The 19653-nt window shown below is 52.6% G+C and carries 17 protein-coding genes; 5 read left to right on the top strand and 12 right to left on the bottom strand.

Annotated features, from left to right (window positions below; all coding sequences use genetic code 11):
* Positions 1-13: 13 nt before the first annotated feature.
* From glnQ to rhtA, 5 genes are all read right to left on the bottom strand, one after another.
* On the bottom strand, positions 14-736 hold the full coding sequence (glnQ, locus tag KE671_RS07440) for a glutamine ABC transporter ATP-binding protein GlnQ (protein WP_206162390.1): 723 nt from the start codon (positions 734-736) through the stop codon (positions 14-16).
* Positions 733-1392, bottom strand: a complete 660-nt coding sequence (gene glnP, locus KE671_RS07435) for a glutamine ABC transporter permease GlnP (protein ID WP_043001274.1) — start codon at positions 1390-1392, stop codon at positions 733-735. Before glnP ends, glnQ begins: the two co-directional genes overlap by 4 nt.
* Before the next feature lie 86 nt (positions 1393-1478).
* Positions 1479-2225 (bottom strand): glutamine ABC transporter substrate-binding protein GlnH, encoded by a 747-nt coding sequence (gene glnH, locus KE671_RS07430; RefSeq protein WP_206162389.1) that lies wholly within the window; start codon positions 2223-2225, stop codon positions 1479-1481.
* A 363-nt stretch (positions 2226-2588) separates the two neighbouring features.
* Complete coding sequence (gene dps, locus KE671_RS07425; protein WP_042320427.1) at positions 2589-3092, bottom strand: DNA starvation/stationary phase protection protein Dps; 504 nt, start codon at positions 3090-3092, stop codon at positions 2589-2591.
* Between the two features lie 309 nt (positions 3093-3401).
* Positions 3402-4289, bottom strand: a complete 888-nt coding sequence (gene rhtA / locus KE671_RS07420) for a threonine/homoserine exporter RhtA (protein WP_206162388.1) — start codon at positions 4287-4289, stop codon at positions 3402-3404.
* Positions 4290-4678: 389 nt separating this feature from the next.
* Here rhtA and ompX point away from each other — a divergent pair, with 389 nt between their 5' ends.
* Positions 4679-5194: an outer membrane protein OmpX gene (gene ompX, locus KE671_RS07415; protein WP_152405344.1), complete on the top strand. Its 516-nt coding sequence runs from the start codon at positions 4679-4681 to the stop codon at positions 5192-5194.
* A gap of 66 nt (positions 5195-5260) precedes the next feature.
* Here ompX and KE671_RS07410 read toward each other — a convergent pair whose 3' ends face one another.
* A complete protein-coding gene (locus KE671_RS07410) occupies positions 5261-6847 on the bottom strand; it encodes a phosphoethanolamine transferase (RefSeq protein ID WP_206162387.1) in 1587 nt (528 codons plus the stop codon).
* 277 nt (positions 6848-7124) lie between these two features.
* Entirely contained in the window at positions 7125-7253 is a 129-nt protein-coding gene (gene mntS / locus KE671_RS07405) for a manganase accumulation protein MntS (protein ID WP_061076948.1), read from the bottom strand.
* 185 nt (positions 7254-7438) lie between these two features.
* Here mntS and mntR point away from each other — a divergent pair, with 185 nt between their 5' ends.
* Together mntR and KE671_RS07395 are read left to right on the top strand one after the other, a co-directional pair.
* Positions 7439-7912, top strand: coding sequence for a manganese-binding transcriptional regulator MntR (gene mntR, locus KE671_RS07400; protein ID WP_206162386.1), 474 nt, complete (start codon positions 7439-7441; stop codon positions 7910-7912).
* Positions 7909-9021: an anion transporter gene (locus KE671_RS07395; protein ID WP_206162385.1), complete on the top strand. Its 1113-nt coding sequence runs from the start codon at positions 7909-7911 to the stop codon at positions 9019-9021. Before mntR ends, KE671_RS07395 begins: the two co-directional genes overlap by 4 nt.
* Before the next feature lie 60 nt (positions 9022-9081).
* On the opposite strand, the gene ldtB is transcribed toward KE671_RS07395, so the two are convergent.
* Positions 9082-10002, bottom strand: coding sequence for a L,D-transpeptidase (ldtB, locus tag KE671_RS07390; protein ID WP_206162384.1), 921 nt, complete (start codon positions 10000-10002; stop codon positions 9082-9084).
* A gap of 218 nt (positions 10003-10220) precedes the next feature.
* Here ldtB and KE671_RS07385 point away from each other — a divergent pair, with 218 nt between their 5' ends.
* On the top strand, positions 10221-11816 hold the full coding sequence (locus tag KE671_RS07385; protein ID WP_206162383.1) for an ABC-F family ATPase: 1596 nt from the start codon (positions 10221-10223) through the stop codon (positions 11814-11816).
* Between the two features lie 182 nt (positions 11817-11998).
* On the opposite strand, the gene KE671_RS07380 is transcribed toward KE671_RS07385, so the two are convergent.
* Both KE671_RS07380 and KE671_RS07375 read right to left on the bottom strand, forming a co-directional pair.
* Positions 11999-14362 (bottom strand): glycoside hydrolase family 31 protein, encoded by a 2364-nt coding sequence (locus tag KE671_RS07380; RefSeq protein ID WP_206162382.1) that lies wholly within the window; start codon positions 14360-14362, stop codon positions 11999-12001.
* 14 nt (positions 14363-14376) lie between these two features.
* Positions 14377-15678: an MFS transporter gene (locus KE671_RS07375; protein WP_206162381.1), complete on the bottom strand. Its 1302-nt coding sequence runs from the start codon at positions 15676-15678 to the stop codon at positions 14377-14379.
* Between the two features lie 246 nt (positions 15679-15924).
* On the opposite strand from KE671_RS07375, the gene KE671_RS07370 reads away from it, so the two are divergent.
* A complete protein-coding gene (locus tag KE671_RS07370) occupies positions 15925-17049 on the top strand; it encodes a LacI family DNA-binding transcriptional regulator (RefSeq protein ID WP_206162380.1) in 1125 nt (374 codons plus the stop codon).
* Here KE671_RS07370 and KE671_RS07365 read toward each other — a convergent pair.
* Both KE671_RS07365 and KE671_RS07360 read right to left on the bottom strand, forming a co-directional pair.
* Complete coding sequence (locus KE671_RS07365) at positions 17046-18308, bottom strand: DUF1479 domain-containing protein (protein WP_206162379.1); 1263 nt, start codon at positions 18306-18308, stop codon at positions 17046-17048. The genes KE671_RS07370 and KE671_RS07365 overlap by 4 nt on opposite strands.
* Before the next feature lie 139 nt (positions 18309-18447).
* Positions 18448-19590 (bottom strand): glycosyltransferase family 4 protein, encoded by a 1143-nt coding sequence (locus KE671_RS07360; RefSeq protein WP_206162378.1) that lies wholly within the window; start codon positions 19588-19590, stop codon positions 18448-18450.
* Positions 19591-19653 lie beyond the last annotated feature (63 nt).

Raw genomic sequence — 19653 nt, 5'->3', positions numbered from 1 at the left:
GGGAGGCTGGCCGTCAGGAAACGTGCTGCAAGAACTCCTGCAGGCGCTGGCTTGGCGGGTTTTCAATCAAGGTTTGCGGATTGCCGTCCTCGGCAATACGGCCTTTATCAATAAAAATCAGGCGTGAAGCGACTTTTTCGGCAAAGCCGATTTCGTGCGTGACGATGACCATCGTCATCCCTTCTTCCGCCAGATCCTGCATTACTTTCAGCACTTCATGGCGCAGTTCTGGATCGAGCGCAGAGGTTGGCTCATCAAAAAGCATCATCTTCGGCTTCACCGCAAGGGCGCGGGCAATCGCCACACGCTGCTGCTGACCGCCGGAAAGTTCAGACGGGTAATGATGAGCGCGCTCAGCCAGACCTACTTTCGCCAACAGCTCTTTCGCCTGCTTCTCGGCTGCGTCTTTGTTCGTCCCACGCACGCGCAACGGGCCAAACATGACGTTCTCCAGCGCGGTCAGGTGCGGGAAAAGATAGAACTGCTGGAATACCATTCCGGCTTCCTGGCGGATCAGACGCTCGTCAACCTTCGGATCGTTGACCTTCAGCCCATCGACAATCAGATCGCCAGAAGTGATCTCTTCGAGTTTATTAATGCAGCGCAACAGCGTGGATTTACCGGAACCTGATGGCCCGATAATCACCACCACTTCGCCCTGCTTAATGTTCAGATCAATGTTATGCAGCACCTTGGTTGGGCCAAAATGCTTTGAGACGTTTTTAAATTCAATCACAGGATTTTCATCCTTCTTTCCAGACTACGAAGCACGATATTCAGGACTTGCGTGATAATGAGATAGATAACACCTACCGCGGTCCAGATTTCCAGGGCGCGGAAGTTGCCGGCGATAATTTCCTGACCGCTTCGGGTCAGTTCTGCCGCGCCGATGACGATAAACAGCGACGTATCTTTGATACTGATGATTAACTGGTTACCGAGCGAAGGCAGCATACGACGCAGCGCGAGGGGCATGATCACATGACGGATGGTTTCGCGACGGGAAAGACCCAGCGCCAGACCGGCTTCGCTAAATCCTTTATGGATCGACAGGACCGAACCACGAGTGATTTCCGCAATATAGGCACCGGAGTTAATCATAATCGTGATAACGGCGGCGCTAAAGGTATCGATGCGCAAGTCCGGGAAGGCCATCGGCAGGGCAAAATAGATGTACATCACCTGGACGACGATCGGCGTTCCGCGGATGACTTCAATAAAAACGAGAGAGACGTGATTGGCGATCCAGCCGCCATAGGTACGGGCTAAACCCGCCAGCAATCCAATGATGATCCCGCCGGCCAGACCGAGGATGGAGATCCACAGGGTCATTTTGGCACCCTGAAGCAGGATCGGAATGGCGGGCCAGATGGCACTCCAGTCAAACTGCATATGTAGTTCCTGTTACCGTGGTGAAAAAAATCAAATGCCCGGTACGCTTAGCGCCCCCGGGCAACATCTGAAGGCAAAACGTTTTATTATTTAGGTTCGGATCCGAACCATTTTTTGTAGATTTCGTTATAGGTACCATTATCACGCAGCGTTTTCAGCGCGCCGTTTACTTTCTCGCGCAGTTCGTCACTGCCTTTCGGAAATGCGATACCGTACTGCTGTGCTTCCAGTGATTCACCTACCGCTTTGAACTGACCGTTACCTGCAGTTTTGATGAAGTACAGGATGTTCGGCGTATCGTGCAGAACCGCGTCTGCGCGGTTAGTGCCCAGTTCCATGTAGGCGTTATCGATGTTCGGGAACTGACGCAGATCTTTCGTTTTGATGTTAGCTTTGGCGTAATCAACAGAGCCGGTACCGCTCTTCACCGCAACCACTTTACCGTCCAGATCTTTTACGCTTTTCACGTCGTTGTTGTTAGTTTTCACCATCACTAACAGACCGCTTTTGTAGTAACCATCAGAGAAATCGATCGCCTTTTTGCGTTCGTCAGTAATGGTGATACCCGCCAGCGCCAGGTCAACGTTCCTGGTTTGCAGCGCCGGGATGATGCCGCTGAAATCCATCGGTTTCAGTTCATAATCCAGCTTCAGTTCTTTTGCGACCGCGGCCCACAGGTCCACATCAAAGCCAACGTATTTGTCGCCCTGTTTGAATTCAAACGGGACGAACGCGGTGTCAGTAGCGACAACCAGTTTCTTATCCGCGGCATGAGAGGACACCGCAAAAGCCAGGGCAAGTGCTGCCAGAGAAACTTTTAATACAGACTTCATAGCATTTCCTTTTTTATCCACGGGGCGATCCCCTGCAAGAACAATAAGTGTAATGAAAGAATCGTGCCAGTTTTGCAACTCCTTGTTTTAACAAGAGGGGACAGCGCACTTTTGCACAGTTCGCGGAGCAAAACTCACTTTTTGCACCATGTTGGGGCACTGATTTAGTGCAGTCAGGAGGGTGCGCTTACGGTCTGCCTATTTAGCGTAAATATCGTTGATAAAACAATCTTTCATTAACGATTGTGTGAGGTGATTATTACAAATATTTTACTTTGTGGCGGGAAAGAAAGATGTAATGCACCATAAAAGTGCAAAACCCCCGCCGTGGCGAGGGTTATAGAGGGAATACTTATGATGCGATTATTCGATGTTGGATTCGATGAACCACAGGAATTTGTCGAGATCGCGTGAAGCCGCGGTAAAGATGTCTGCTGTGTCTTCATCTTTTGCTTCACTGATGGCTTTACGCACATCGTTTGCAACAACCGCATAACGGTCTGCCAGCTCTTTCAGGTGATCCTGGACGGTATGGATGTCCAGCGGATAGCTTTTCAACGGCGTTTTGCTATTAATGACCTGCGTGGTTCCCAGCGCCACACCGCCCAGCTGTACGGCACGCTCAGCCATGGTGTCGAGATGGTCGGTCAATGCCGTCCGGAAGCCATCCAGCATTTCATGAACGGCGATAAAGTTAGCACCGCGCATGTTCCAGTGGGCCTGCTTCGTGATCAGCGACAGGTCGATAAACTGGATCACCTGACGATTCAGCAACTCAACCGTTGCTTTCTTATCGCTGTCGGAGACATCGTTGCGGGTATAAAGCAGATTGGACGCTTTTGTTTTTACCAATTTAGCGGTACTCATAATTTCATATCCTCTTGATGTTATGTCCCAGTAATTTACGAGATTCAGTATAGCACCGGTTATCATTCCTGCTTTTCTGGCTCTGCCTATCGCTTTAATAGTATTAAACAACCTCGATATTTAATTGCATTATTATTCATGTGGTTGCGTGAGGTTAAGGGCGACTCTGCAGATATTCTAATGCGACCGTGAGAAGGCGAATAAATAGCCGGTACGGGACAGTTGGAAGACAGGGAAATATCAGGAAAATACAGGGAAAACAGCGGGAAGATATTCTGCATGGTTATGCAACCATGCAGAAATGTAAAATTAATTTACATCAACCTCTTTTATTTTGCTTTCCGGCCGAATGGTCAGCGTCGAGCCCATTGAGGCGGCAATGATCGCGCAAAGCGCCAGCAACTGGACCGGCGTCAGCGTTTCGCCCAGAAACAGGATACCTGCCACGGCGGCCAGTGCAGGTTCCATACTCATCAACGTACCAAAGGTGCGCGTAGGCAGGCGGGTTAAGGCAATCATCTCCAGCGAGTAGGGGAGCGCTGTCGACAGCACTGCAACCGCCAGCCCCAGCGGAATCACCGACCAGTGCCACAGCGCTTCTCCGGCCTGCGCCACGCCCAGTGGGACGAAAACCAGAGCGGCAATCAGCGAGCCTACCGCGACGGTGGCCGGGCCATGTTCAGCACCGGCGCGTTGACCGCTAAGAATATAGATAGCCCAACAGGCACCCGCACCCAGCGCCATGGCGGCGCCGAACAGGTCGACATGCGAAACGTCCTGACCCAGCGGTAGCAGGAACCAGAGCCCGAGAACGGCCAGCACCACCCAGATAAAATCAACGGGGCGTCGCGAAGAGAACAGGGCGACCGCCAGCGGCCCGGTAAACTCCAGGGCGACCGCGATCCCCAGCGGGACTGTCTGAATCGACAAATAGAAGAGGTAGTTCATTCCCCCTAGCGACAGGCCGTAAAAAAGCAGCGGCAGGCGCTGCTCTTTGGCAAAACGTAGACGCCAGGGTTTGAAGAAGACAATAAGGATCACTGTGCCCAGGGCCAGACGAAGGGCGGTCACGCCGGGCGCGCCAACCAGCGGGAACAGTGATTTTGCCAGCGATGCGCCGCTCTGGATCGAGGACATGGCGATAAGCAGTACTAAGATGGGCAACCAAACTGGCGCTTTACGTAACGACCCTGGCATCCTTTCTCCCGACTATAACTGTAGATACACGGCATCCAGCAACTTGCCTGATTTGTGTATAGAAAAGTAAAAGAGGCAGTGTAATGGAAATAACCTCCTACGGTTGAGTCTTCGTTGAAAAAAAATTCCTGGAAAGCCGTAAAATGGCGGCAAGTTGATGGATTAATGCGCTGGCAGATTAGGAATAATCTGGATGAATACCCTTTGTTATGCGCGTAATAATGGGGCATATATCTGGAAAAGTGATGTTAATTGAAAGAGATAGCGGTTCATGGAAATGTTCTGTTACATGAAATGCTCCGTTAGACATCACTAATCGCAAAGAGTTTCTCATCAATTTTTGATATATTTAACACTTAGGATTTATTTGAAGCACATTTGAGGTGGTTATGAAAAAAATTGCATGTCTTTCAGCACTGGCCGCTGTTCTGGCTATCTCCGCAGGTTCCGCTGTCGCTGCAACCTCTACCGTTACCGGTGGTTATGCGCAGAGCGATGCTCAGGGCGCGGCGAACAAAATGAACGGTTTCAACCTGAAGTATCGCTATGAGCAGGACAACAACCCGCTGGGCGTAATCGGTTCCTTCACTTACACCGAAAAAGATCGTACTAACGGTGCAGGCGATTACAACAAAACTCAGTACTACGGCATCACTGCTGGTCCGGCTTACCGTCTGAACGACTGGGCAAGCATCTACGGTGTTGTGGGTGTGGGCTACGGTAAATTCCAGGACACTAACTACCCGACGCATAAAGATGATACCAGCGATTATGGTTTCTCTTATGGCGCAGGTCTGCAGTTCAACCCGATCGAAAACGTTGCGCTGGACTTCTCTTACGAGCAGAGCCGTATTCGTAGCGTTGACGTTGGCACCTGGATTGCAGGCGTTGGTTACCGCTTCTAATCACGTCGGTGATATAAAAAATCCGCCTCAAGTGGCGGATTTTTTTTGGCTGTTTTTCACGACGGTTTAGCGCGATGTGGTGCTAAAAATATCGCTTCCCAGATGAGTGTAATCCACCTTCTGCAACTTGAAGTTGGTGATATACACCGGTCCGGCCTTCTGTTCGGAGATAAAACGGTACTTCATCTTAATCTCTTTTGCGCTGATACCTGTCCACTGTGAGAAGAAACCGAGGAAATCGTTGGCGGAACGCCGCGCTTTGACGATCTTATGCGCTTTATCATCGCTGGAGAGCACCATAAACGGGACCTGGAAGTTTTGCTGGAACTGGTCGTCATGCGCCAGATATTGCACTTCCTTCCCACGTTCTTTAAAGGCGAGACCGTGATCGGAGAAGTATACCAACGAGAAACTGCCGCCGCTGTTGCGAAGCTGATCGTACAACTTTCGCAGCAGGTCGTCGGTCTGGGTCATGGTGTAGAGATAGCAGGAGGTCTCTTTCGACTGGACGAACGTGTCGTACTTCCCTTTGGTACGGTCACACGCCTGCGGATGAGAACCCATCAGATGCAGGACAATCAGCTGCGGCTGGGTGCGTTCCGTTTCCAGCACCTGCGCGGTCATTTTTAACAACGCCTCGTCCTGGGTGTTTTTATCCGCTTCGAAGTCACCGCTTTTCAGAAAATGCACTTCATCAGCTCGCTTCGCGATACTGGCGATGGCGGTATCGTATTCGCCGATTTGTCCCTGATTCGAGAACCACCAGGTCTGGAAACCGGCGCGGTTAGCCAGCGTGACAAAGTTGTCCTGATACTGTGGCTTATCGTCAACGACCCGGTTGAGGGTCAGCCCGAGCGATTTTTGCGTTGACCCGCTGGCCGCGACGTAATCGGCAAACAGGTAGCCGTTAACGCTGCTGGCAAATGGGGTGTTATCCCAATGACCGCCAAACGCCCCTAGCGCATCACGGCGAGCGCTTTCACCGATCACCACCACGTAAGTGTGATACTTCGGTTTCACGGCGGTGACGGTCCAGGTGTCTTTCATGCTGGCGAATTTCGCCATCCGTTCCTGTTCTTCAATGACTTCATTGTTGTTGACGATGACGTCTTTGGCGAAACGGAACACCGGGTAGCCGGTATCCTTTAATTTAAACACGCCGCCCCAGGCCAGGTTCTGTACGGGGGTGACAAAAAAGGCGACGACGCTGAACAGCAGACACAGGCTGTCATATTTATTCCAGCGCTTTTTCTCTTCATCTGGTTTGCGACGCACGGCGATCACGCCAAGGGCAAAGATAAACACCCCCATCAGGTAGCTGTACCAGGGGAAAATCGTCAGGATCTCTGTGGACTCTTCCATGTTGGTTGAGTGCAGCGCCAGCAACGTATTAAAGTTTGGCGATCCGTAGGCCTGACCGAAAGGAAAGTAACAGGCGGCGACAAGCGAGCATACGCCAATCAGGACCTTTTGCGCTCTCGGCGCACTTCGCCAGAGCAATTGCAAAATGCAGGTAAAAGCAAGGGTATACAGCAGACTAAGCGGATAGCCCAGCGCCAGGTTGATCAGCAGGGACTGCAACACATAAAAGCCAGTCCACGGGCTAAGGGCCCGGCTGCGGGCAAGAAGCGAGTCTTTGAGGGTTAAATTCATATGCCACTATCGCAAAAACGCCATGTGCTCACCCTGGCGCCAAGGGTCATTACCTGCTGAGAGTGCGTGAAGAGGGGAAGAGGTCCGCATCTGCGAGCCGCATGTTAGGCAGGGCTGCAAGAAGATAGAGCGTGTGAATGTGAAGGTCAACTGGCAGACAGAAATTGTTTTGCGAAGGGGTTAGCAAATCCGACAAAAAGAAGGGCTATTTTGACATAAACAGGCGTGTAACGGCGGTGCATGGCAGCCAGATGAAGCGGCGTACCGCGACGCCGCGTTATTTTTCTGAGGGTTTGTCCTGCTCAGGTTTGCTGTTGATCATATCGCACAGCATTGAGAGCAGCATTAACCGGACTTTAAAGGGAGAGTGACTAAACACGCGCATACACCTCTTGAACTCATTCATATTGACCTCCTGACTTTCTGGTCCCTCTGTCCATGAGGGATGACTGCATTACATACAGATATAGCACAGGCTATATTATATAGCTATTGCTAAAACGTTAATTTTTTGTGCCCGGGCAACTCTGGTTTACAATGAGCGCTCTCCAATTAGATGCTGTTAATGCGTCACAGGAATGAGGAAGCAGAATGAGTCGTCGCGCAGGTATGCCAACAACAAAAAAAGTGACGCAGTTAGTTAACGTTGAGGAACACGTTGAAGGGTTTCGTCAGGTGAGGGAGGCGCATCGCCGCGAACTGATCGACGACTACGTTGAGTTAATTTCTGATTTGATTATTGAAGTCGGAGAGGCGCGTCAGGTGGATATGGCGGCCCGGCTGGGGGTGTCTCAGCCGACGGTGGCCAAGATGCTCAAGCGTCTGGCGTCGGTGGGACTGATTGAAATGATTCCCTGGCGCGGCGTTTTCTTAACTCCGGAAGGGGAGAAGCTGGCGCAGGAAAGCCGCGAACGCCATCAGATCGTGGAGAACTTCCTGCTGGTGCTGGGGGTGAGCGCGGAGATTGCCCGTCGCGATGCCGAGGGGATGGAGCACCATGTTAGCCAGGAGACGCTGGAGGCATTCCGGCTGTTTACCGAACAACACGGAACCTCCGTTGAATGAACCTGCCTATATTACGGGCGTTGAAACGCGACCGTTTTTTTCAACTATTGATTGTTGCTGGCGTGGGGTTGAGTTTGTGGGTACCGTTCGCGCCACGGACCTGGTCCGGTGCTATTGACTGGCACACCATTATCACCCTGAGCGGCCTGATGCTGCTAACCAAAGGCGTTGAGCTTAGCGGTTATTTTGATGTGCTGGGACGCAAAATGACCCGCCGCTTTGCGACTGAACGTCGTCTGGCGATGTTCATGGTGCTGGCAGCGGCACTGCTTTCCACGTTTCTGACCAACGATGTCGCACTGTTTATCGTCGTGCCACTGACCATTACGCTGAAGAAGCTGTGCGCGATACCGGTCAACCGGCTCATTATTTTTGAAGCGCTGGCGGTCAATGCCGGTTCATTGCTGACGCCGATCGGCAACCCGCAAAACATTCTGCTGTGGGGGCGTTCAGGCCTCTCATTTTTGGCGTTTATCAGCCAGATGGCACCGCTTGCCGCTGCGATGATACTGACGCTGCTGGTACTCTGTTGGTTTTGTTTCCCCAATAAACCGCTGCAATATCATACCGGGACAAGCCAGCCAGAGTGGCAGCCCCGGTTGGTATGGGGCTGTCTGGGACTGTACATCGTTTTTCTGACGGCACTGGAACTTAAGCAGGAGTTAGCTGGCCTGGCGATTGTGGCACTCGGTTTCCTGTTACTGGCGCGTCGTGTACTGCTGAGTGTTGACTGGACGCTGCTACTGGTGTTTATGGCGATGTTTATTGATGTCCATCTACTGACCCAACTGCCGGTATTGCAGGGGACGTTAAATCATGTCGGCTCGCTGTCTGGACCCGGCCTGTGGCTGACGGCAATTGGCCTGTCGCAGTTTATCAGCAATGTCCCTACTACCATCTTGTTGCTGAATTACGTGCCTCCTGGCGTGCTGCTGGCATGGGCGGTCAACGTCGGCGGATTTGGTCTGTTGCCGGGATCGCTGGCAAACTTGATTGCGCTACGGATGGCAAACGATCGGCGCATCTGGTGGCGCTTTCATCTCTATTCCATTCCCATGCTGGTGTGGGCGTCGGTGTCAGGATTTGCGTTATTGCTGCTCCTACGCTGAAACAGGTGGAGCAATAAAAAAGGCGGAAAATCTTCCGCCTTTTTTGTGTTCTGGGGATCATTAATTCAGACGAACAGGCATCCCTGAGCGGTTCTGAATGGCTTGTTCTACCACCGTCTGATCAACATCAGCCTGGTTGGTGATGTTCTGAATGCTCTTCGACAAGGTAATCGGTACGATTTCGCCGCCTTCAAACTGTGCTTCAGTCGTCGACAGTGGGTTGTGAACTTCGATGTAGCGGCTGCCGTCTGGCTCGGTGGTAGCTTTTACCGGCTCATCGATAAACTGTACACGCGTGCCGACAGGCACATTCTGGAACAGGAATTTGATGTCTTCGTTGCGCAGACGCACGCAGCCGTGGCTTACGCGCAGGCCGATACCGAAGTTCGCGTTGGTGCCATGGATGGCATACAGACGACCAATGTACAGAGCGTACAGGCCCATCGGGTTATCCGGGCCCGCAGGAACAACGGCGGGCAGCGGTTCACCTGCGGCACGATATTCAGCGTGCATTTTTGCGGTTGGCGTCCAGGTCGGCCCGGCTTTCTTACGTTCTACTTTGGTGGTCCAGTTGATTGGCGTGTCTTTACCTAACTGACCGATACCGATCGGCAGAACGATCACCGTGTTGGTGCCTTTCGGGTAGTAGTACAGACGCATTTCCGCGCTGTTAATCACGATGCCTTCGTGCACGGTATCCGGCAGAATCAACTGCTGCGGAATATTCAGTACGGTGCCGCCTTTCGGCAGAAAGGTGTCCACGCCCGGGTTAGCTTCCAGCATGTTGGAAAGCCCCATCTGGTATTCAGCAGCAAAGTATTCCAGCGGCTGCGTGTTATCTTCCGGGATGGTGATAACCTGATTCTGACCAATGACGCGACTACCATCCGTTGGCAGAGGATAGGTGACAGCGGATGCGGTACTGCAAAAGCCGACTACCGCGAGTGCTGCCGCGAAAAACGTTGTTAATTTCATATTCATGTTATGCGAGATTCATTGCCTGGCAGGCTGTTGGGTTGAGAATTCTGTAGTGTTGGGAGCGCATTATATGTGCATTCCAGTTAACAGGGAATTCAGATGTGTACGAAATCACATTTTTTTCTTGTCACTCCCAGTGTAGTCGTTTGCGACGGGGCGCGATCTTCTTTAAGACTTGTGGCATAATACGCGGTTTGTCACATATTCTTTAGGATGCGTCCGTGTTAGTTTCCAGCAACGTCACCATGCAGTTCGGCAGTAAGCCGCTGTTCGAAAACATTTCCGTCAAATTTGGCGGCGGCAACCGTTACGGCCTGATTGGCGCCAACGGTAGCGGTAAATCCACCTTCATGAAAATTCTCGGCGGCGATCTCGAGCCGACGCTGGGTAACGTTTCTCTCGATCCCAATGAGCGTATCGGTAAGCTGCGCCAGGATCAGTTTGCTTTTGAAGAGTACACGGTGCTTGATACGGTTATCATGGGGCACGGTGAACTGTGGGAAGTGAAGCAGGAACGCGATCGCATCTACGCCTTGCCGGAGATGAGCGAAGAAGATGGCTACAAGGTGGCCGATCTGGAAGTGAAATACGGCGAGATGGACGGTTACTCTGCTGAAGCGCGCGCCGGTGAACTGCTGCTGGGCGTCGGCATTCCGGTGGAGCAACACTACGGCCCGATGAGTGAAGTTGCTCCAGGCTGGAAGTTACGTGTGCTGTTGGCGCAGGCGCTGTTTTCCAATCCGGATATTCTGCTACTCGATGAACCAACCAACAACCTGGACATCGACACCATCCGCTGGCTGGAGCAGGTGCTGAACGAACGTGACAGCACCATGATCATCATTTCGCACGACCGTCACTTCCTGAACATGGTGTGTACGCACATGGCGGATCTTGACTACGGTGAACTGCGTATTTATCCGGGTAACTACGACGAATACATGACCGCCGCGACGCAGGCGCGCGAACGTCTGCTGGCGGATAACGCCAAGAAAAAAGCGCAGATTGCCGACCTGCAATCTTTTGTCAGCCGTTTTAGCGCCAATGCGTCTAAATCTCGTCAGGCAACGTCGCGTGCCCGTCAGATTGATAAAATCAAACTCGACGAAGTGAAGGCGTCCAGCCGTCAGAACCCGTTCATCCGCTTCGAGCAGGACAAGAAACTGTTCCGTAATGCGTTGGAAGTGGAAGCGCTCAGCAAGGGCTTCGATAACGGCCCGCTGTTTAAAGGCGTGAACTTGCTGCTGGAAGTCGGTGAAAAGTTGGCGGTACTGGGGACCAACGGCGTGGGTAAATCGACGCTGCTGAAAACGCTGGTAGGCGATCTGGACGCCGACAGCGGTACCGTGAAATGGTCTGAGAACGCGCGTATCGGCTATTACGCGCAGGATCACGAATTTGAATTCGAAAACGATCTGACGGTCTTCGACTGGATGAGCCAGTGGAAGCAGGAAGGCGATGACGAACAGGCGGTGCGTAGCATCCTCGGTCGTTTGCTGTTCAGCCAGGACGACATCAAAAAGCCCGCGAAGGTGCTTTCGGGAGGGGAAAAGGGCCGTATGCTGTTCGGTAAGTTGATGATGCAGAAACCCAACATTCTGGTCATGGATGAACCGACGAACCACCTTGATATGGAATCCATCGAATCGCTGAACATGGCGCTGGAGATGTACCAGGGAACCCTGATCTTCGTTTCTCACGACCGTGAATTCGTGAGTTCACTGGCGACCCGCGTGCTGGAAATCACCCCTGAGCGTGTGGTGGACTTCAGCGGCAACTACGAAGATTATCTGCGCAGCAAAGGTATCGAAAATTAATTTCCTGTCGTCTTTCACGCTGCAGACGCGTTGACTTCACCTGTTCACCCCGGTCACTTACTTATGTAAGCTCCCGGGGATTCACAGGTTTGCCGCCTTCCTGCAGCGCGAAATACTTAGGGAAAGGGATATTGTTCCTGTACCCTCTTCCCGTAGTAGAGGGTTAGGGTATCAGGCCCGTACTACACCACCCACTCACTCCCTTCGACGCCATTGACCAGCAGCTTACGTTTTTCCCCTGCCGGTAACGACAGCTTCAACGTTTTCCACGCCGGACGATAATCACCACGCGCATTGACTTTCAGGTTAATGGCCGCGCCATCGCACTGCATCTCCCACTCCAGCCACAGCGCATTGCCGTTCTGATATCCCCAGGTTTCACCATCATCTTCGAACAGCATCCCGGTGGTGGTACCCACGCCTTTCACCGGGAATAACATCAATTCACGGGTGTCGTCTTTTTCAGCACTCACGTGGGTAATGCGTTCGCTGAGTGGCAAACCCGCTCCGGCGCGTACCAGCAGCGGCAGTTTTTCCAGTGGCGCATCACGAGTGATCCATTGTCCGCCAGAAAACCATTCGTGAGTGTAAAAATCGTACCAACCAGCTTCGTTATCCGGCAGCCAGACGCGACGCTCGCGCTGTCCCGCTTCCACTACGCTTGCTACCAGGAGATCATGGCCCAACAGGAAATCGTCGCATTCTTCGAAGGTCTGCGCGTCATGTTCGTGATCGAGGAAGGTGGGACGGATCATCGGCTCGTCATCAGCATGCGCCTGCCATAGCAGGGTGTACAAATAGGGCAATAAGCGATAGCGCAACTCAATCGCGCTGCGAATGGCGGGGGTGACGCCTGGATACATCCATGGCTCGTTCACCGTATGGTCATCATTCCATGAGTGAATCGTAAAGCGCGGATGCATCACGCCGTTCTGAACCCAACGAACGAACAATTCGGCGTCAGGTTTATCGCCTGAGAACCCGCCAACATCATGACCAACGTTGAACAACCCGGAAAGGCTCATCCCTAGCCCCATGCGGGTGTTATAGCGCAACGTATCCCAACTGGTGCGGTTATCGCCACTCCAGGTCTGAACATAGCGTTGCATCCCCGCACAGCCGGAGCGGGAGATAAGGTAGGGACGTTTTTCCGGCGCGAAACGCTGTTGCGCTTCCAGCGAGGCGCGCATCATCAGCAATGGCATCACCGGGCGAATGTGTTTAATGGCAATTTCCTTGCCAAAGCCGTTACAGCGCGCTTCACCGTCCCACACTTCGAACTCGTTGTTATCGTTCCAGGTGGAATCTATCCCCATCTCCAGCAGTTGCGTCGTCACACCGTTCTGCCACCACTGAATGGTCTGCGGGTTGGTAAAGTCGAGGTTCGATCCTTCGTCATCCCAGAAGCTGGAGCGTTCCGGAGCATCGCTTTCGGAATCGCGAATGAATAATCCTTTTTCCGCCACTTCGTTATAGCGAGGGTGATCCTGCAACAGACACGGCTTGATGTTGGCAGCAAGCTTTAGTCCGGCATCGTGGAACGCCTGGCTCATCACTTTTGGCTGCGGTACTTTGTCATAGTTCCAGTTGAAGACATAGCGCTTACCGTTAATCGAGGTGTATCCCGACGAGAGCTGGAAGGAATCACACGGAATCGCATGCGCTTCACACAGGCGAATAAAGTTCATCAGCTGGTGTTGCGCGTCCGGCGCGTCGGTATAGTGCATGGTGGAACCGCTGTAGCCGAGACTCCATTTCGGGCCGAACAGTGTTTTTCCGGTCAGACGGACAAAGGCTTTAGTGATATCCAGTACCCGATGACCGGTAAACAGGTAGTAATCAATATCACCCGCTTCCGCCTGCCAGCGGCGGTAGGCAGTGTGGTAGTTATCGATCTCATTACCCAGATCCAGCCAGCAACTGCTCAGGTTGTCATAGAACAGGCCGTAGCTCACATCATCGCGACGAGTGATAGTAAAGGGGATATGTTTGTACAATGGGTCGGTACTGACGGCGTTGTAACCCATTGCATCCAGATTACGCATCTCATAACGCTTACCGTTACGCTGCAAATCCCCCGCTTTTTCCCCCAGGCCATAGAAGCGTTCGTCCTTACGGCGGCTAAGATAGTGCGCCACGCCGTCACCGTGGGCGTTGAGCAGATAAGCGCTGGTGGGACGATCCCCCGTCAGGTACTGCCATTCGCCAGCCTCATTTTTATAGTGCCACTCCAGCCACAGGGGCTGATGAATGATCACTTTCAACTGCGACGTGCTGAGAGTGAGCTGATTGTCCTCTTTTTCCAGTTTCCAGGCCGGTAGGGTGAAACCGCTCATATCTTCACGGGGGCGGCCTTCCCACGGCACGTCTTTATCGGGGGCAATGCTCCAGGTTCTGTCCAGCGTCAGTTTCCCCTGACGTTTGAGCAGCACGCGAAAAAGATTTTCCTCCAGTATGTACAGGCACAGCGTATGCTGCCCATCAACCTTCAGTTCCACGTGGTGGGCGGATTGTTTCTCGAATATCCAGTGTTTTAGCGTTTTCATTTCTCAACCTAGTTTCAGGCGCGTTTCGCGCGACGTTCAGCAATAAATGCAATCAGGAATACAGCACCAATCAGATCAAAGAACCCCATGGCGATGAACAGTGGGTTGAAGCCGATCTTGTCGGCGGTCACCCCAATAATCAGTGAGAACAGGAAGCTGGCGATCCAGGCTGCCGACCCACGCATCCCGTTGACGGTCGCCATCTGGCCTTTGTCGAAAGACTCCACTACCAGAGCGCTCAGCATGCAGGAGATGATCTGGTGACCAAAGCCGCCGATGGAGATCATGGCAATCGCAATGTAGGGATTATTGGTAAACGCCATCACCGCCAGGGAGATCATCAGAAAGGCGCCGCTCACAGAAGAGGCGACAATGGAGTTCACGCGGGTGAAGCCAAAAAGGCGTACGTACAGTTTGGTCAGGTAGCCGCTGGCAACGCTGCCGAGATCGGCAGCCAGGAATGGCAGCCAGGCGAACAGGGCAATCTGTTTAAGATCCATTCCGTAGGTTTTGGAAAGGTACAGCGGCACCCAGAAACTCATCACCGCCCAGGCTGGTTCCGCCATAAAGGCGGGAATAGCGATACCGTAAAAACGTTTATTTTTCGCGATAGTGCCGAGCGCTTTCAGGAAGGGCAGCTTCACCGCAGGGGCTTCATTGTCCTGCTGGATATACGCCAGTTCATCCTTGCTCAGGTTCGGGTGTTTGTCCGGGTTATGGTAGAACGCCCACCACAATATCACCCACAGCAACGCGAGGAAGCCGGTGAACATAAACGCGCCCTGCCAGCCGAAAGAGGCATGAGCGAAGTAAATGATAGGTGGTGCCAGCATCGCGCCAATGGAGAAACCCACGCCAGCCCAGCCAGCAGCCACAGGACGTTCCGATTTCGGGAACCATTCGCCAATGGTTTTGGCGTTAGCAGGCGTTGCCGCCGCTTCAGAAGCCCCCATGCCAAAACGCAGTAACGCCAGGTGCAGCCAACTGCCAGCGCCTGCGTGGGCGATGCAGGCTATGGCCCACAGCGTAGCGCAGATCAGGAAGCCCAGTTTCAGGCCAATCACATCAATCAACCAACCACAGATCGGCTGGAAAAAGGTGTAGGCGAGCTGGAATGCGCCGACGATCCAGGAGTATTGTTCCGTGGTGATACCCAGCTCGGTTTTGAGCTCTGGCGCAAGAATACCCAGAGAGTTGCGTGTAATGTAGTTAACGGTTACACCCAGCAAGAAAAGCACCAGTACCCACCAGCGCAAATTTTTAACGACACGGCGCGTTTTGCTGGCCGTCATCTCGTTATTAATACCTTGGCTCATAGAATTCTCCACAAGACGGTTTGTAGGGGATTAACCCACTCAATCCGTGAGTTGTCATACAGATTTTTTAGATGTTTGATATCTATAGGTTTTAAAAGCTTTATTTTCTGATAACTAGTATGGAAGTTGTCAGGCCAATTTAGAGTAGGACAGAAAAAGAACAGGTAATAGCGCAATTTATGCAATTTTTTTCATGAACTGGCGGTATACTGCTTTTTTATGTCATCCTGGCCGGTAGGACAGGGGATGAAATGCCATGAAAATTTTGTCATTTTCAAAAAGGAGGTAGATCACAAAATGGATAAAAAGCTAAAAATTGCTGAGATTGCCTCCCGGACCGGACTGTCGGCCAGTACCGTTTCGCGGGTGTTAGCCGGTAAGGCCAACACCAGTGAAAAAGCGCGTCATCAGGTATTAACCTGTGCCCGTGAACTGGGCGTGATGGAAGGCATGGCGGCAGGACGTATGCTGCTCAACAGCCTGATTGTCTTCGCTCCGCAACGAGCCTTTGATGAACGCTCCGACATCTTTTACTACCGTGTGATCCAGAGTCTGAATAAAGCGCTCTCTCCTCATGAAGTGCGGCTGCGCTACTGTGCGCTGGAAGAGAATGACAGCGATGCGAACCTGTTTCTGGCGCGGATGAACGAAACGGAAACTCAGGCCGCGATCCTGCTGGGGATTGACGATCCCCATATTCACGATCTGGCGGCAGACTTTGCTAAACCCTGTGTGTTGATCAATTGCCGTGACGAGCGCATGCGCTTACCTTCTATTGCCCCGGATCATCGGCTGATAGGCCAGTTTGCGGCGCGCTATCTGTTTGATATGGGACACCGGGCGGTGGTGAACGTGATGTGTTTGCGGCGTTACACCATGGAGCTCAGGCTGGTGGGTATTCGGGAAGCATGGAAAAACCATAATCTGCGTTTTCAGGACAATCGGGATCTCATTACCGTCCCGAGCTTTAGCGCCAAAGAGACAGAAGAAAGGGTCAGTGCCTGGCTGGAAGCACAGGGTGAGAAATCGCTACCCACTGCGTTCCTGGTAGGGGGCGACTTTATGGCGGCAGGAACCATCAATGCGCTGCAACGGCGCGGGTTACGGGTGCCGCAGGATGTCTCGGTGATGAGTATTGACGGGTTTAATCTGGCCGCTATTCAGGATGTCCCCCTGACTGCGGTGCATGTGCCGCGTGATGAACTGGGGACGGAAGCGGTACAGATGCTGCAACAACGGTTAATCCGCCCGGAGGCACCTTGCGGATCGTTACTTTTACATGGGCAGCTGGCGGTACGTGAATCGGTACGGCGGATACGTCCGGGGACCAGACGTACCGCCGTTGAGCGGGAAGGGCTGTATGACAGTTAACAGATGCCCAGAGCACGCTTGCCGTGGATGTTTAAATCCTCCAGCGTGAAGCGGCCTTTCCATTGCATTTCATAGTCTTCACGGGGAAAGTCCGGCGGAGATGCGCCCTTTTCCAGCGCGGCTTTCACTTTGTGCGCATAGGCCAGATTCTTCTCGCACAGCGGGGCGGCGGGTATGTACATCACATTTCCCCAGCCTTGCTGGTTTTCAACGGGGGCGACGGAGTGAATGACATCGCAATGCCACCAGACGGAGTCGCCTGCTTCCAGTGGCGGAATGCTGGTAAGCGCTTCGATTAACAGGGGATGCCACTGTTCGGATATCGGCAGCACGCGACCTGGCGCCACGCCGCACAGTTCATCTTCCGGAACATCATCCAGCAGAGGACGTAGCAGTACATAGGCCATGGCTTCCGGAATGGGTACGACATGCAGTAAGCCCTGACCGGGTAGCATATCCGACAGCGCGGTCCAGCCCTGGAAGGTGCGGAACACCGAACATTTGGTGGTGTTATCCACCGTGTACTCTTCCACTTCGGTACGATGGGCGGCTTGCCACGGATCGTATTTCGTCAGATTACCGTTGAACACATTCGCGAAGACGCGCTGATAAGCTGGCAGCAGCCAGCGTTCCAGCGCGCCGGAGTCAGTGTGCGCCCCCAGACCTTTTGAGGTGGTTCCTGGCGGACGGCGGCGGATCCTGTCCGGATAGATCACGCTGACATCCGGGTTAAACCACTGCTTGCCCTCGCTTTCAAAGGACCACAGACGGTTGAGGAACGACTGCACGTTCGCCATCTCTTCACTCTGCCGGGCCTGCATTTGCGCCTGCGACCAGTAGATCGGATAGATCTCCGGGCGCGAAGCGGTGAGGGTGCCAAAGAAGTTATCGCCGGGTCCTTTGTACACCTCGTCAAAATGGTTGCTGTCCAGATAGTCCAGCATCGACTGATCCCAGGCCAGCGCCTGTTCACGAGGAAAGTGACCTTTGATGACCGCACAACCGCGACGTTTGATCTGCTCGCGCTGCTGTTCGCTGATGGTGCCGGCGTTGATATCAGCATACGACAGCTCAGGCCACACCGGGGAGCCTTGTGCTTTAAGCGTGTTTATTTCCGCCACGCGGGTGGCAATGGCATCGCTAATCTGGCTGAAAATCTGCTGGACGTCGCCGAGTTGCGCCCGCAGTTCCAGCTTCATCTGACGGATCGCTGCTTTGTGATCGACCGGTAATGTGTCGCTTGTGAAGGTAAAAGCCATAATCACCTCGCGTAACTTTCATTCGAAAACAATGTAACTTGCAAATGATAATATAAGTTATAAAAAAGTTAATGCAAGTTTAAAGGTTTGCGATTGTGGGATTGTGGCGCGCGAAGGCGCCATAACGGGCAGGGGTGGCTTATTCAGTAACCGCTGATGCGTTCACTAGTTTTTGATGCAATTTTTCCCAGACCTCGATATAGGATTCCGTCATTTTTTCGAGCGTTAGCTCCGGATAATTCACGCTCTGGCGGAACACCTGATTATCCTGATCGCGGCGGAGTTGTTCAGCATGTGAGAGATAGTGGACGATACGCTGTTGAATGGCGGTGACCGTGGGTTCGCAGGCGTATTCAGAAGGCATATACGCATCCATACCCAGGCCTGGCGTGGCGATCAGGGCGCAGTTTGAGAGCAAGGCTTCCAGCCCGACTATACCGAAACTCTCCTGGATGCTGGGGAAGACCACAATGTCGGTTTCCGCAAAAGCCCGCTTTTTTTCCTCGCCCTGAACAAATGTCAGGCCTTTGAAACCCTCTTTTTCCAGATAGTCAGGGATCTTTTCAGGTCCGTAAACCCGGGCTTCGACCCGATTGCGCCAGGCTTTTGGCAGCGTATTCACCGCCTCACGAAAGATCTGGAAGTTTTTCACAATATCGGTGAACCGCCCAAAGAAGCTAATGACCACTTTACCTTGTGGATGGCGGATCTTTTTTTCCGGGTAATCGGCAAAATCAACGCCGATAGGGAAGATATCAGGGGTCACAATATCGGCGGAGACATGCTGAATAATCGAACGGTGCGCCCAGTCGCTGTGAAGGACGACCGCGCCACTCTGGCGTACGGCGATTCGCTGTTCCCAGTAATGCTGCATGCCTTTTTGCGTACGGGTCAAGTAATGCTGCATGCCGATATAGCTGGAATGCAGCGTGAATTGCACTCTGTGTAATTCAAAGTAAAACGGTAACAGCGGGGAGTTTTCGTGCACCGAGATAATATCTGGCCTGAACTCATTGAGTATGGGCTGAATTTTTTGCGCAGTACTCCACGCCACATTCAGACTCAGCGATTCCAGGGAGGAGTCAAATGGGAGTGAAGCCTCAACGGCGATCTCATAATCAGCCAGCTTTGACGCCCGGGTTTTCTGATTATTCAGGTATAACACTTTGAAAGGGTAGCGACGACGCGTTAATTCCTGCCAGAAATGTTGATTAAAAAAACCCAGACCACTGAACAACACATCAGGGGCTTCTGTGGTGACAATTAAAACGCGTGGTTGCATGACCAGTCCTGTTATCAAATGCGTTTGGGGATAAATAGACAAGGAGACAGACGGACAACCTCA

The sequence above is a fragment of the Citrobacter amalonaticus genome (assembly GCF_018252635.1).
Classification (GTDB): domain Bacteria; phylum Pseudomonadota; class Gammaproteobacteria; order Enterobacterales; family Enterobacteriaceae; genus Citrobacter_A; species Citrobacter_A amalonaticus_E.
This window is presented reverse-complemented; position numbering and strand designations above follow the sequence as displayed.